This window comes from Streptomyces krungchingensis (genome assembly GCF_054729265.1).
The window spans coordinates 2025728-2039703 of sequence record NZ_JBPUKY010000001.1 but is presented as its reverse complement, the minus strand read 5'-3'; the positions used below and the strand labels follow the sequence as shown (position 1 = coordinate 2039703).

General features: G+C 72.2%; 10 protein-coding genes. 4 read left to right on the top strand and 6 right to left on the bottom strand.

What is annotated here, in order from left to right:
- Positions 1-119 precede the first annotated feature (119 nt).
- Entirely contained in the window at positions 120-914 is a 795-nt protein-coding gene (locus ACSYGO_RS09105; protein ID WP_426678607.1) for a metal-dependent hydrolase, read from the top strand.
- A gap of 53 nt (positions 915-967) precedes the next feature.
- On the opposite strand, the gene ACSYGO_RS09100 is transcribed toward ACSYGO_RS09105, so the two are convergent.
- From ACSYGO_RS09100 to ACSYGO_RS09085, 4 genes are all read right to left on the bottom strand, one after another.
- On the bottom strand, positions 968-1237 hold the full coding sequence (locus tag ACSYGO_RS09100; protein WP_432186832.1) for a type B 50S ribosomal protein L31: 270 nt from the start codon (positions 1235-1237) through the stop codon (positions 968-970).
- A gap of 21 nt (positions 1238-1258) precedes the next feature.
- Positions 1259-1729, bottom strand: a complete 471-nt coding sequence (locus ACSYGO_RS09095; RefSeq protein ID WP_345657952.1) for a DUF5709 domain-containing protein — start codon at positions 1727-1729, stop codon at positions 1259-1261.
- A 300-nt stretch (positions 1730-2029) separates the two neighbouring features.
- Positions 2030-3811: an ABC transporter ATP-binding protein gene (locus ACSYGO_RS09090; RefSeq protein WP_460386438.1), complete on the bottom strand. Its 1782-nt coding sequence runs from the start codon at positions 3809-3811 to the stop codon at positions 2030-2032.
- Positions 3808-5691, bottom strand: coding sequence for an ABC transporter transmembrane domain-containing protein (locus ACSYGO_RS09085; RefSeq protein WP_460386437.1), 1884 nt, complete (start codon positions 5689-5691; stop codon positions 3808-3810). The genes ACSYGO_RS09090 and ACSYGO_RS09085 overlap by 4 nt, the downstream gene beginning before the upstream one ends.
- Positions 5692-5993: 302 nt before the next feature.
- On the opposite strand from ACSYGO_RS09085, the gene ACSYGO_RS09080 reads away from it, so the two are divergent.
- Both ACSYGO_RS09080 and ACSYGO_RS09075 read left to right on the top strand, forming a co-directional pair.
- Positions 5994-6731 (top strand): L,D-transpeptidase family protein, encoded by a 738-nt coding sequence (locus tag ACSYGO_RS09080; protein WP_426678603.1) that lies wholly within the window; start codon positions 5994-5996, stop codon positions 6729-6731.
- Between the two features lie 108 nt (positions 6732-6839).
- A complete protein-coding gene (locus ACSYGO_RS09075; RefSeq protein ID WP_460386436.1) occupies positions 6840-8438 on the top strand; it encodes a peptide-N4-asparagine amidase in 1599 nt (532 codons plus the stop codon).
- A 213-nt stretch (positions 8439-8651) separates the two neighbouring features.
- Here ACSYGO_RS09075 and ACSYGO_RS09070 read toward each other — a convergent pair whose 3' ends face one another.
- Entirely contained in the window at positions 8652-11585 is a 2934-nt protein-coding gene (locus ACSYGO_RS09070) for an FAD-binding and (Fe-S)-binding domain-containing protein (protein WP_460386435.1), read from the bottom strand.
- Positions 11586-11610: 25 nt separating this feature from the next.
- On the bottom strand, positions 11611-12066 hold the full coding sequence (locus tag ACSYGO_RS09065) for a MarR family winged helix-turn-helix transcriptional regulator (protein WP_426678600.1): 456 nt from the start codon (positions 12064-12066) through the stop codon (positions 11611-11613).
- Between the two features lie 94 nt (positions 12067-12160).
- Between ACSYGO_RS09065 and ACSYGO_RS09060 the strand changes: the two genes are divergently transcribed.
- A complete protein-coding gene (locus ACSYGO_RS09060; protein WP_460386433.1) occupies positions 12161-13960 on the top strand; it encodes an ABC transporter ATP-binding protein in 1800 nt (599 codons plus the stop codon).
- Positions 13961-13976 lie beyond the last annotated feature (16 nt).

Sequence of the window (13976 nt, the reverse complement as noted above, 5' to 3'; positions counted from 1 at the left end):
CGATGGGGGAATCGGATGCTGGTCCGAAGATCACGAACGCTACGCTGTGGCGCCGACGGAGCATCAGTGCGCACGGGCAACTGGACAGCGGCACAAGAGGAATGGGGCGGGGAGCGGCCATGATGGGACCAGCACACTCACTGTCGGGAGCCGCTGCCTGGCTCGGGGTCGGAGCGGCCGCCGCCGCCGCGGGACATGCCATGCCCTGGCCGGTCCTCCTGGTCGGCGCCCTGATCTGCGCCGGTGCGGCGCTCGCCCCCGACCTGGACCACAAGGCGGCCACGATCTCGCGGGCCTTCGGACCGCTGTCGCGGGGCCTGTGCGAGATCGTCGACAAGCTCTCGTACGCCGTCTACAAGGGGACGAAGAAGCAGGGCGACCCCCGGCGGTCGGGCGGTCACCGCACGTTGACGCACACCTGGCTGTGGGCGGTGCTGATCGGCGCGGGCACGTCGGTCCTGGCCATCACCGGAGGCCGCTGGGCGGTCCTGGCCATCCTGTTCGTGCACATGGTGCTCGCCATCGAAGGGCTGTTGTGGCGAGCCGCCCGTGGTTCCAGCAGCGACGTGCTGGTCTGGTTGCTGGCCGCGACGAGCGCCTGGATCCTCGCCGGAATCCTGGACAAGCCGGGCAACGGCTCGGACTGGCTGTTCACCGCGCCGGGCCAGGAGTACCTGTGGCTCGGACTCCCGATCGTTCTCGGGGCCCTGGTCCACGACATCGGGGACGCCCTGACCGTGTCCGGCTGCCCGATCCTGTGGCCGATCCCGGTCGGCCGCAAGCGCTGGTACCCGATCGGTCCGCCCAAGGCGATGCGCTTCCGGGCCGGCAGCTGGGTCGAGCTCAAGGTTTTGATGCCGGTGTTCATGCTGCTCGGCGGAGTGGGCTGCGCGGCCGCGCTCAACGTCATCTGACGCGGTCGTCGCCGGGCGGGGCCGGTCCCCGGACCTCGCCGGCGACGACGCGATCAGGCGGAGCCGTCGCGGCCGGAACCCTGCGCGCCGTATCGGCGCTCGAACTGCGCGATGCGTCCCTCCGAGTCCACGGTCCGGGCCTTGCCGGTGTAGAAGGGGTGGCTCTCCGAGGAGATCTCCACATCCACGACCGGGTAGGTCTCGCCGTCGTCCCATTCGATGGTCCGGTCGCTCGTCGCCGTGGACCGGGTGAGGAAGGCGTAGCCGGCGGACCGGTCGCGGAAGACGACCGGGTGGTAGTCGGGCTGTTTGTCCTGCTGCATGGATGCTCCTTGCGGGGATGGTCAGCCGGACAGGAAGTCCTCGTCGACGATGTGCATCGCCGCCTCCTCGGCGGAGGCCGCGGCACCGTCGATGCCCACGTCCGTGGCGATGAGCCCGCTCTCCTCGTCCTCGTGCGCGCCCTCGTCGGGGGCGACGAGACGGCCGGAGCGCAGATCGCCCACCTCGTTGTCGAGGAGCTCACCGTCCGTGCCCTGGACGTCGCCGATGCCGTCTCCGGCGACTTCCGCGATGTCCGGCAGCTCCTCGGCGAGCCGCTGCTCCAGGCTCTCGCCCTCGTGGCCCTCCGCGGCGGTCACCCCGGCGTGCTCCACGGCCCAGGGCCGCTCCGGAGGGGACCAGCCACGGTCCAAGGGGTCGCCGACGCCGTCGGCGAGCAGAGTGTCCTCGGCGTCGAGCAGTCCCGCGTCGTCCTGTACCTCGGATCCGTCGGGCTGGTAGACGTCGTCCCCCCATCCGTCGGCGCTGTCCACGGGTACCTCCAGAGGGTGCGGGCGGGGCTCGGTGCCGCCGCACTCGACGGTCGGCGCTCGGGCCGCTGGGCACAGGCGCCGCCCCACGTGAACCGGGTGGTTCCGGGGGAGTGCCCCGGGCCGGTGCCCACATCCAGCCTTCCACCCCCCTTCGGCACCGCGCAACGGCACGTGCTCCGGCCATGGGACCGGCGCAGGTGCGAAACGGCGGTTCGGAAGCCGCCGCACCCCCGCCGACGGGCGGTGACAGGGGTGCGACGGCAGCGGGTCGTGACGCGGGTGCGACGGCGGGAGCCGGGGTCATCCGTGCCAGGACCGCCACAGCGCCGCGTAGGCGCCGTCGGCCGCGACGAGCTGGTCGTGGCTGCCGAGTTCGCTGATGCGGCCGCTCTCGACGACGGCGATGACGTCGGCGTCGTGCGCGGTGTGCAGTCGGTGCGCGATGGCCACCACCGTGCGGCCGTCGAGGACGCGTGCGAGCGATCGTTCGAGGTGGCGGGCCGCACGCGGGTCGAGGAGCGAGGTCGCCTCGTCCAGGACCAGCGTGTGCGGGTCGGCCAGGACCAGGCGGGCCAGCGCGATCTGCTGGGCCTGGGCCGGGGTGAGCGCGAGTCCGCCCGAGCCGACCTCGGTGTCCAGGCCGTCGTCGAGCGCCCGTGCCCAGCCGTCCGCGTCGACGGCGCCGAGAGCCGCCCACAGCTCGGCGTCGACCGCGCCGGTCCTGGCGAGCAGCAGATTGTCGCGCAGGGATCCCACGAAGACATGGTGCTCCTGGTTGACCAGGGCCACGTGGGAGCGGACCTCCTCCGCGGGCATCCGGGACAGTTCGGCGCCGCCGAGCGTGATCCGGCCGTCCCGGGGCGCGTAGATGCCGGCGAGCAGCCTGCCCAGCGTGGACTTGCCCGCGCCGGACGGGCCGACGAGGGCCAGCCGGGTGCCGGGGGCGACCTCCAGGGACACCTTGCGCAGCACGTCCACGCCGGCCCGGTAGCCGAAGCGGACCTGGTCCGCGTGGACGTCCCGTCCGTCCGGGGCCACCGACGGGTCGCCCGCGTCCGGCTCGATGTCCCGGACGCCGACGAGGCGGGCCAGGGACACCTGGGCGACCTGGAGCTCGTCGTACCAGCGGAGGATCAGGCCCACCGGGTCGACGAGCATCTGGGCGATGAGCGCGCCCGTCGTCAGCTGCCCCACGGTGATCCACCCGTGCAGGGCGAAGGTCCCGCCGATCATGAGGACCGAGCAGAGCACCGTCACGTGGGTGAGGTTGATGACGGGGAAGAGGACCGACCGCAGCCAGAGCGTGTACCGCTCCCACGCGGTCCACTCCGCGACCCGGCGGTCGGAGAGTTCGATGCGGCGCGTGCCCAGGCGGTGTGCCTCCACGGTGCGACCGGCGTCGACCGTCTCGGCGAGGACGGCGGCGACGGCCGCGTAACCGGCGGCCTCCGAGCGGTATCCGGACGGTGCGCGCTTGAAGTACCAGCGGCAGCCGACCACCAGCAGGGGCACCGCGACGAGCACGGCGGGGGCGAGTGCCGGCGCGGTCACGGCGAGGCCGCCGAGCAGCAGCGCGGCCCACACCACACCGATGGCCAGCTGGGGCACGGCCTCGCGCATGGCGTTGGCCAGCCGGTCGATGTCCGTGGTGATGCGCGAGAGCAGGTCGCCCGTGCCGGCCCGCTCGAGGACACCGGGTGGCAGGCCCACCGACCGCACGAGGAAGTCCTCACGCAGGTCGGCGAGCATGCGTTCGCCGAGGACGGCACCGCGCAGCCGCACCTGGCGCACGAAGACGGCCTGGACGAGGAGCGCGGCGACGAACAGTCCGGCGGTGAGCTCCAGGTGGAGATCCCGCGTTCGGTCCGAGACCCGCTCGACGACCGAGCCGAGCAGATAGGGCCCGGCCATCGAGGCCACGACGGCGACCGTGTTGACGGCGATCAGGAGGAGGAAGGCGGTGCGGTGCCTCCGGAAGAGCTCGGTCACGTAGGCGCGTACGGTCTCGGGGGCGCCGACGGGCAGGGTGCTCGCCGTCGTCGGGGCGGCCGGGTCGTACGCCGGGGGCGCCACGCCGATCATGCGGTCTCCTCGATTTCTTCCAGGACGCCGCCCAGGGGGGCCGCGTCGTCTTCCAGGACGCCGTTCAGGACGGCTTCCTCGTCTTCGGGGGCATTGGCCGGAGCGGCCTCGCCCTTCGCATCTCCGCCGCTCGAAGCGGTGGCCGCCTCGTCCTCGGTCTCCCGGGTCACCACGGCCCGGTACCGCGGTTCGCTGTGCACCAGCTCGCGGTGGACGCCGACGGCGACCACGTCGCCCTCGTGGACCAGCAGGACCCGGTCCGCGTGGTCGAGCAGCAGCGGTGAGGAGGTGAAGACCACGGTCGTCCGCCCGGCACGCAGGGAGCGCACCCCGTCGGCGATCCGGGCCTCCGTGTGCGAGTCGACGGCGGACGTCGGCTCGTCCAGGACGAGCACCTCGGGGTCCGTGATCAGGGAGCGGGCCAGCGCGAGCCGCTGGCGCTGGCCGCCCGACAGGGATCGTCCGCGCTCGGTGATGTGGGCGTCCATCGGGTCCTGGGCGTCCAGGGAGCCCTGGGTGAGCGCGTCCAGGACGTCGCCGCACTGCGCGGCCGCCAGCGCCTGGGCCGCGCTCACCTTGCCGGAGGAGGGCACGTCGAGCAGTTCGCTCAGCGAGCCGGACAGCAGCACCGGATCCTTGTCCTGGACGAGGACGGCGGTGCGAGCGGTGCCGAGCGGGAGTTCGTCCAGCGGTACGCCGCCGAGGAGCACCGAGGTGCCTTCCTCGGCCGGGTGTCCGCCCAGCCGTTCGGCGAGCAGACCGGCCGCGTCCGGGTCCCCGCACACCACGGCGGTGAAGCGTCCCGCGGGTGCCAGCAGCCCGGTCGCGGGATCGTACAGATCCCCGCCCGGTGTCCGCTCCGTCCGTGTCCCGCCGCTGTCCACGGCGCGCCGGAGGGACAGCACGCGGGCGGCGCGCCTCGCGGACGGCCTGGAGAAGGAGTAGGCCATCGCGATCTCTTCGAAGTGCCTGAGCGGGTAGGTCAGCAGCATGACCGCGCTGTACACGGTGACCAGTTCGCCCACGGTGATGCTGCCGTCGCGGGCCAGCCCGACGCCGCGCCAGACGACCGCGATCATCAGCAGACCCGGCAGCAGTACCTGGATCGCCGAGATCAGCGACCACATGCGGGCGCTGCGCACGGCGGCCCGGCGGACCTCCTGGGAGGCGCTTCGGTAGCGGTCGAGGAAGAGTTCCTCGCCGCCGATGCCGCGCAGCACCCGCAGACCGGCGACGGTGTCCGAGGCCAGTTCGGTGGCGCGTCCGGCCTTCTCCCGCTGGAAGTCGGCACGCCGTGTCGCGCGGGGCAGCAGCGGCAGCACCGCGAGCGCGAGGACGGGCACGCCCACCGCGACGATGACACCGAGCGCGGGCTGGTAGACGACCAGGCCGACACAGACCAGCACCACGGTGAGGGCCGCCGCCGCGAAGCGCGACACCGCCTCCACGAACCAGCCGATCTTCTCGACGTCGCCGGTGGAGACGGCGACGACCTCGCCGGCCGCGACGCGCCGGGTCAGCGCGGAGCCGAGCTCGGCGGTCCTGCGGGCGAGCAGTTGCTGGACGCGCGCGGCCGCGGTGATCCAGTTGGTGACGGCGGCGCGGTGCAGCATGGTGTCGCCCAGCGCGATGCCCACACCGCACAGCCCGATGAGTCCGCCCGCCTGGGCGAGCCGGGTGCCGGAGGCGTCCACGACGGCCTGGACGGCGAGGCCGACGCAGAACGGCAGCCCGGAGACGGCCACGAAGTGCAGCAGACCCCAGGCGAGGGCCTTGAACTGCCCGCCGAGCTGATTCCGGCCGAGCCACCACAGGAATCGGGGACCTGAGCGTGCGTCCGGCACACCCGGGTCGGGATACGGAAGGTCTTGAATCTGCATGACGTCCCAGTGGCTCGTGTCAGGGGGGTGGAGGGAGCCGCGTTCTCGGCAGCCGGCCGGCCCTGAAGGCCGACAACAAACCGTGAAAGGTTCGCGTCGCAGCGTGGTCGGAAGCAAACGATTTATCGCCCCGCGGCACGGATTCGGCCCGCGGCCCGTGACGCGGGGCGGGTCCGGCGGCGCCGGGCACCGTGCCGGAGAAGTTCGCGCGAAAACACACCAAGAGGGATGAAGCGTGAGGTAAGGGGCGTTCCCGTGACCGGCTGCGTTCCGCGTCTCGCCGGGGTGTCACCATGGGCGGCATGCGATCGGTCGGAGTCAGGAGTGCGGGAGTCGTCGCGGTGGCCTGTGGGGTGCTCGCCGCCTCCCTGTCGGCGTGCGGCGGCTCGGACTCCGATCGCCCGGCCGAGGGCGACGGCGGACCCGCCAGGTCCCACGCCCCGAGCCACAGCACGGACCTGAAACGCATCCCCGGCATCGGTGACGCGATGAGGGCCCGCATCCCGTCGGACGCGCGCCAGGTGGTGGCGGTCCACGGCGAAGGCGTGGACTCCGCGGACTCCACGGTCACGCTGTACACGAAGTCGGGCTCGTCGTGGGAGAAGACCCGCAGCTGGCCCGCGCACAACGGCAAGAAGGGCTGGACCGTCGACCACCACGAGGGCGACAACCGCAGCCCCGTCGGTGTGTTCACGCTCAGCGACGCCGGGGGTGTGCTCGCCGACCCCGGCGCGCGGCTTCCGTACACCCGGTCCCCGTCGTTCGCCGCGCCGCGCTACTGGGCGAAGTCCCACTGGCACGACTTCGACTACGTCATCGCCATCGACTACAACCGTGTCAAGGGCACCGCACCGAACGACCCGACGCGCCCCGAGGGCCAGTCCAAAGGGGGCGGCATCTGGCTGCACATGGACCACGGCAGCGGTACGTCGGCGTGCGTGAGCGTGTCCCGGCCGGCCATGGAGTACCTGCTGCGCACGCTCGATCCGCATCGGCATCCTGTCGTGGTGATGGGGGACGAGGCCGACCTGAACGCCTAGTCGTCCTGGTGGGGCGGGCAGCCCCACGCGGGAAGGGGCGCGTTCGTCGGCGTGCGCGGTGTGTGGGCCCCATTGCGGGTGGCCCGACTGCCCCGTAGAACACCGCACATGAGAAGACGGATGGTCATGTCCATGCTCGCGGGAGTGATCCTCGTGGCGAGCACGCTGTTCGGGGCGGGCCCGGTGTCGGCCGCCTCGTCACCGGAACCACCGGCCGAGTTCGGGACGGACTGGCACGACCCCCTGACGGCGGCCCCGCCGGTCGGCAGGACCGCCGGGCGGTCCTGTGAAGTGACGCTGGCCGAGGCGCAGTTCCGCGACTTCACGCCGTATCGCGGCACGTATGCGCCGCCGACCGGGTGCGGAGACCGCTGGATCAAGGTCGTGCTGCGACTCGACGGCAAGGTCAAGGGGCGGCAGTTCGACCGGCTCGGCTACGTGCACGTCGGCGAGGTGGAGATCCTTCGCACGTCGACGCCCGAACCGTCGCCCGACGGCATCGCGTGGTCCGTCGAGAAGGACGTCACGCGCTACAGCGACACCCTCCGACGCAGCCAGGACGTCGAGATGCTCATCGGGAACGTCGTCGACGACACGTACACGGGCGTCATCGACGTCAAGGTCACGCTGACGTTCTACGGGGGCATGCCGGCAGCCGCACCCGACCGTGTGCTCACACTTCGGGACGGCACCCTGACCACACCGCGCAACAGCGAGCGCGTCGTCGCCGAGGTCTATGCGACCGGGTCCGGCGGCGGCTGCGAGGAGTACTGGTACCTCACCGTGCCGGACCCCGCGCCGTACTCCTGCCGTGCGGACGACGGCCCCTACCGTGAGGTGCAGATCAGGGTCGACGGCCGGCTCGCGGGCATCGCCGAGCCGGTCCCGACCGTGTGGACCGGCGGCTGGTCCAACCCCTTCCTCTGGTACGTGATTCCGGGCCCGCGCGCCTTCGACGTCAAGCCCGTCGAGTACGACCTGACCCCCTTCGCCGGGCTCCTGAACGACGGGCGGGCACACAAGGTCGACGTGTCCGTCGTCGGCGTCCCCGAGGGACAGACCGGCTGGAGCACGCCGGTCAACGTCCTCGTCTGGCAGGACGCCGGACGAGAGCGGGTGAGCGGGGCGCTGACCGAGACCGCGGACGACGGCCTCGCCGACTCCTCGACGTACACGCCCGGGGCGGAGCACCGGCTCGACACCCGGGGAAGCCACCGGCTGACCGTCTCCGGGTACCTGGACACCTCGCACGGCCGGGTGCGCACCACCGTCACCCGCTCGCTCGCGAACACCTCCGTGCACCGATGGACGGACGGCGAGAACACCGACGCGCTGGAGGCGACGTGGGCCGATGACGAGACCGTCACCGTGGACGGTCGCGGGCCGGCGCGGGCCACGCACACCCGGCGCACGTACACGATGGACGGCACGACGACGCTCGGCGCGGACGAACGGCTGCGGACGGTCCTGACGCTCGGCGACCGGGCGGCCGTCAGTGAGACGCGGGCGGGAGAGCGCACTGCGTGGTCCCGGCTCGACGACACGTACACGGGCGACGCGACGTACACGGCGAACGTGCCGCGCGATCAGCGTCATGCGGTCGGCACGACGCGCGAGCGCTACCGGCTGCTGGGTTCGGCCGGGTGCTACGACCGCGACCTGGTCACGGTGCAGGGCATGCTCACGCAGGACCGCAGACGCTGCTGATCCTCGGGGCTGCTCCGGCACGGCCGTTCCGTGGGGTCCGCCCAGACCCGGGCCCGCCGTTCTGTGGCGTCCGCCGACATGTGGGCCCGCCGATGCGTGGGGCCCGTCAACACGTGGGTTCTCCCGCGAATCCGCCGTTCCCCGGGGCCCGTTGACCAGCGGGCCCCGGGGGCGTCGGCGCGCGCCCCGTGCCCGGTGGAAGCACAGCGCAGGTCAGATGCCGTCGGCCGCCGGCCGGGTCGCACGCTCCAGCTCCAGCAGTACGGAGTAGTAGCCGCGGCCCGTCGCGTGGTCCATCCCCACCTCGCACATGCGGTTCGCCGAGAGGTGCGCGTCGAAGGGGCGCGAGCGCACGAACTCGGCCTCCTTGCGGGTGGCCGCTTCGGTGAGTTCCTTGTGGAGCATGCCGCGGTCGCCCGCGAAGGCGCAGCACCCGGCGTCGGCGGGGACGACCACTTCGTCGGCGCAGGCCTCCGCGACGGCCCGCAGCTGTTCCTCGTCCCCCAAGTGCCGCATGGAGCAGGTGGGATGGAGCACAGCCGAGCCGACGGTGCGGCGCACGGTGAGGTGGGGGACGAGATCGCGCGCCGCCCAGACCAGCGAGTCGACCACGGTCAGTTCGGCGTGCAGGGCGCGGTTCTCGGGGGTCAGATACGCCACGACCTCGTGGGTGATGCCGAGCGTGCAGGAGGAGGCGTCCACGACGAGCGGCAGCGCGCCGCCCTCGGTCCAGCCCCAGGCCGCCTCGACGATCCGGTTGGCCATGACCCTGTTGCCCGAGTCGTACCCCTTGGAGTGCCAGATGGTCGCGCAGCAGGTCCCCACCACATCGTCCGGGATCCACACGGGCTTTCCGGCGCGCGCCGAGACGGCGACGACGGCCTCGGCCAGGGAGAGGTCTCCCGGTCCGGCGAAGATGCGGTTGACGCACGCCGGGTAGTAGACGGCGGCGGCCCCCACGCGCGCGGTGGGCGGCAGGTCGGCGGGGGCCGCTCCCGGCATCCCCGGCAGCCATTCCGGTACGAGATCCGGTCGTACGGCCCTGCGCGCGGCGCGTGTCGCCCCGATCACCCACTTGTCGTCGATCCGGTCCGCGGCGGACACGGCCAGGCGTGCCGCCGCCTCGACCGACCGGAAGTGGCGTGCGGCCAGGGCCGCCGCCCGCTCCTCGCGCGGAGAGTGCCGCGCGTGCCGGAAGTCACGCATCATCGCGCCCGTGTCGATGCCGACGGGGCAGGCGAGTCTGCACGTCGAGTCGCCCGCGCAGGTGTCCACGGCGTCGTGGCCGTAGGCCTCCAGAAGGCCGTCCTCGACGGGGGAACCCTCGGGCTGGCGCATCATCTCGCGGCGCAGCACGATCCGTTGGCGCGGCGTGGTCGTCAGATCCTGGCTGGGGCAGGTCGGTTCGCAGAAGCCGCACTCGATGCACGGGTCGGCGACCGGCTCGACCCGGGGGATGGTCTTCAGACCGCGCAGATGGGCGCGCGGATCACGGTCGAGCATGATGCGCGGGGCCAGCACACCGTCCGGATCGACGACCCGCTTGATGCGCCACATCAACTCCGTCGCCCGAGGCCCCCATTCGAGCTCCAGGAACGGCGCGATGTTCCGGCCCGTGGCGTGCTCCGCCTTGAGGGAGCCGTCGAAACGCTCGACCGTCAGCCGGCAGAAGTCGTCCATGAAGGCCTCGTAGCGCCGGACGTCCGCCGGGTGGGACGCGTCGAAGGCGAGCAGGAAGTGCAGGTTGCCGTGCGCGGCGTGACCGGCCACCGCCGCGTCGAAGCCGTGCCGGGTCTGCAGTTCGAGCAGCGCCTCGCAGGCCTCGGCCAGCCGCTCCGGCGGGACCGCGAAGTCCTCGGTGATCAGGGTGGATCCGGACGGACGGGCGCCCCCGACGGCCGTGACGAACGCCTTGCGAGCCTTCCAGTGGCCCGCGATGGCCGCCGGGTCGCGGGTGAGGACGTTCGTCGCCGAGGCCACGGGGGAGACCAGGGAGAGCCCTTCCAGGACCGCGCGGGCGGCCTCTTCGCAGGCCTCCTGCCGGGACTCGTCCGGGGAACGGAACTCCACGAGAAGGGCCGTGGTCGGGCCGGGCAGTTCGGCCCAGTCCGCGGGCACGCCCGCGACGCTCACGGAGGCGCGCAGGGTGTTGCCGTCCATCAGCTCGACGGCCGACGCGCCGGCCCGGGTGAACAGCGGCACGGCGGCCGCAGCCTCCGGGAGCGAGGGGAAGAAGAACAGCCCGGCGGTGACCCGCCGGTCCAGGGGCAGTGTGTCGAAGACGGTCTCGGAGATGAATCCCAGGGTGCCTTCGGAGCCGACCATCAGGCCCCGCAGGATCTCCACGGGTGTCTCGCCGTCCAGGAACGCGTCGAGGCGGTAGCCGTTGGTGTTCTTGATCGTGTACTTGGCGCGGATGCGGGCGACCAGCGCGTGGTCGGACGCGATCTCCTCCCTGAGCTCCAGCAGACCGGCGCACAGCGCGGGTTCGGCGTGCGCCAGCAGGTCGTCGGCCTGCGGATCGGCCGTGTCGACGATCGTGCCGCCGGGGAGCACGAAGGTGAGCGAGGCGAGGGTGCGGTACGCGTTGCGGGTGGTGCCGGCCGTCATGCCGGAGGCGTTGTTCGCGACGACCCCGCCTACGGTGCAGGCGATCGCGCTCGCCGGGTCGGGGCCCAGCACGCGTCCGTGACGGGCGAGCGCGGCATTGGCGCGGGCGACGGTCGTGCCGGGCGCGATGCGGGCCCGGGCGCCGCCGTCGAGGACCTCCACCCCCGTCCAGTGCCTGCGGACGTCGACGAGGATGTCCTCGCCCTGCGCCTGCCCGTTGAGCGACGTCCCGGCCGCGCGGAACACCACCTCGCGGTGCTTGCCGTGCGCGTAGGACAGCACGGCGGAGACGTCGTCGACGTCCTCGGCGATCACGACGACCCGGGGCACGAAGCGGTAGGGGCTGGCGTCGGAGGCGTAACGCACGAGGTCGGAGATCCCGGTGAGCACCTTCTCGGCGCCGAGCAGCGCGGTCAGTTCGCCCCGGAGCGGCTCGGGCGTGCCTCCGGCGCGGTCCTCCGGGACGCGGTCCGGCGCGGGCGTCTCGGGGCGCGCGACGGGGCGCAGCGTGTCGTCCCGGGGCTCCAGCAGGGGCATCGCGCACCACTCCTCACGAGCTGGTTCAGCAGCGGTGCTCCGGGAGCGGCACGCCGTCCACCAGGGTGTTCAGCAGGCCGCCGAGCACGTCGCGCTGTTCGTCCGTCAACGGAGCCAGGATCTCCTCCGCGGCCGAACGGCGCGCGGCGCGCAGCTCCCGCAGCGCCTTGCGTCCTTCGTCGGTGACCTCGATGCGGATCACGCGGCGGTTGGTGGGGTCGGGCACGCGGCGCACCTTGCCGCCCGCCTCCAGACCGTCGACCAGGGTGGTGACCGCGCGCGGCACCACCTCCAGGCGCTCGGCCAGATCGGCCATGCGGGGCGGCGCGCTGTAGTGGGCGAGGGTGCGCAGCAGCCTGGACTGGGCCGGAGTGATGCCCAGCTCCCGCTGCTCCAGATGGCGCTTCTGGATGCGGTGCACGCGGCGCGTCAGCCGCAGCAACTGCTCGGCGAGCAGGCCGTCGGCATCGGGGGTGGTCATGAGGGAACAATATCAGGATGCCGTTCATTGTGAGTATAGGTAACAATGAGCTACGCTCCGTTCGTCATCGTCCTCTCACCTCCCGTAGGAGCCCATGCATCCCGACCAACCCACCTGGACCCCCGCACCTGCCGACACGGAACAGCCGCGGCAGGTGCGCCGCATCCTGAGACTCTTCCGGCCCTACCGAGGCCGGCTCCTGATCGTCGGCCTGCTGGTCGGGGCGGCCTCACTCGTCTCCGTCGCGACGCCGTTCCTGCTGAAGGAGATCCTCGACGTCGCGATCCCCGAGGGCCGCACCGGTCTGCTCAGTCTGCTCGCGCTCGGCATGATCCTCAGCGCGGTCCTGACCAGCGTCTTCGGCGTGCTCCAGACCCTCATTTCCACGACGGTCGGCCAGCGCGTCATGCACGACCTGCGCACCGCCGTGTACGGCCGGCTCCAGCGCATGTCGCTCGCCTTCTTCACGCGGACCCGCACGGGCGAGGTCCAGTCGCGCATCGCCGATGACATCGGCGGCATGCAGGCGACCGTCACCTCCACCGCCACGTCGCTCGTCTCCAACCTCACCAGCGTGGTCGCCACCATCGTCGCGATGGTGGCCCTGGACTGGCGCCTGACCGTCGTCTCGCTGCTCCTGCTGCCGGTGTTCGTGTGGATCAGCCGACGCGTCGGCAACGAACGCAAGAAGATCACCACGCAGCGCCAGAAGCAGATGGCCGTGATGGCCGCCACCGTCACCGAGTCGCTCTCGGTCAGCGGCATCCTGCTGGGCCGCACCATGGGCCGCGCCGACTCGCTCACCCGTTCCTTCGCGGACGAGTCCGAGCGCCTGGTCGACCTCGAAGTGCGCTCGAACATGGCGGGGCGCTGGCGCATGTCCGTCATCGGCATCGTGATGGCCGCCATGCCGGCCGTCATCTACTGGACCGCGGGCATCGCTCTCCAGACGGGCGGCCCGTCCATATCGATCGGCACGCTCGTCGCCTTCGTCTCGCTCCAGCAGGGTCTGTTCCGGCCGACGGTGAGCCTGCTCTCCACCGGCGTCCAGATCCAGACCTCGCTCGCGCTCTTCCAGCGGATCTTCGAGTACCTCGACCTGCCGATCGACATCACCGAACCCGAGCACCCGGTCCACCTCGACCAGGTCAAGGGCGAGATCCGCTTCGAGGACGTCGAGTTCCGCTACGACGGCAGGAGCGGGCCGATCCTCGACGGCATCGACATCACCGTGCCCGCGGGCGGGAGCCTCGCCGTCGTCGGCCCGACCGGCTCGGGCAAGTCCACGCTGAGCCACCTGGTGCCCCGGCTGTACGACGTGTCGGGCGGGCGCGTGACCCTCGACGGCGTCGACGTGCGCGACCTGGACTTCGACACGCTCGCCCGCGCGGTCGGTGTCGTCTCCCAGGAGACGTACCTCTTCCACGCCTCGGTCGCCGAGAACCTGCGCTTCGCCAAGCCGGACGCGACCGACGAGGAGCTGTACGCGGCGGCGCGCGCGGCCCAGATACACGAGCACATCGCGTCCCTGCCCGACGGGTACGACACGATCGTCGGCGAGCGTGGCCACCGGTTCTCCGGCGGCGAGAAGCAGCGCCTGGCCATCGCCCGCACGATCCTTCGCGACCCGCCCGTGCTCATCCTCGACGAGGCGACGAGCGCCCTGGACACCCGCACCGAGCACGCCGTCCAGGAGGCCATCGACGCCCTGTCGGCGAACCGCACCACGCTCACCATCGCGCACCGGCTGTCGACCGTCCGGGGTGCGGACCAGATCGTGGTCCTCGACGCCGGGCACACGGTGGAGCGCGGCACCCACGAGGAACTCCTCGGCCTGGACGGCCGGTACGCCGCCCTCGTCCGAAGGGACGCCCAACTGGAGCCGACGACCTGACGGGAGCCGACAAGAT

Coding starts and splice junctions, on each gene's coding strand:
- ACSYGO_RS09105 (WP_426678607.1), top strand. CDS start 120: ATGATGGGACCAGCACACTCACTGTCGGGAGCCGCTGCCTGGCTCGGG.
- ACSYGO_RS09100 (WP_432186832.1), bottom strand. CDS start 1,237: ATGCAGCAGGACAAACAGCCCGACTACCACCCGGTCGTCTTCCGCGAC.
- ACSYGO_RS09090 (WP_460386438.1), bottom strand. CDS start 3,811: ATGATCGGCGTGGCGCCCCCGGCGTACGACCCGGCCGCCCCGACGACG.
- ACSYGO_RS09085 (WP_460386437.1), bottom strand. CDS start 5,691: ATGCAGATTCAAGACCTTCCGTATCCCGACCCGGGTGTGCCGGACGCA.
- ACSYGO_RS09080 (WP_426678603.1), top strand. CDS start 5,994: ATGCGATCGGTCGGAGTCAGGAGTGCGGGAGTCGTCGCGGTGGCCTGT.
- ACSYGO_RS09075 (WP_460386436.1), top strand. CDS start 6,840: ATGAGAAGACGGATGGTCATGTCCATGCTCGCGGGAGTGATCCTCGTG.
- ACSYGO_RS09070 (WP_460386435.1), bottom strand. CDS start 11,585: ATGCCCCTGCTGGAGCCCCGGGACGACACGCTGCGCCCCGTCGCGCGC.
- ACSYGO_RS09065 (WP_426678600.1), bottom strand. CDS start 12,066: ATGACCACCCCCGATGCCGACGGCCTGCTCGCCGAGCAGTTGCTGCGG.
- ACSYGO_RS09060 (WP_460386433.1), top strand. CDS start 12,161: ATGCATCCCGACCAACCCACCTGGACCCCCGCACCTGCCGACACGGAA.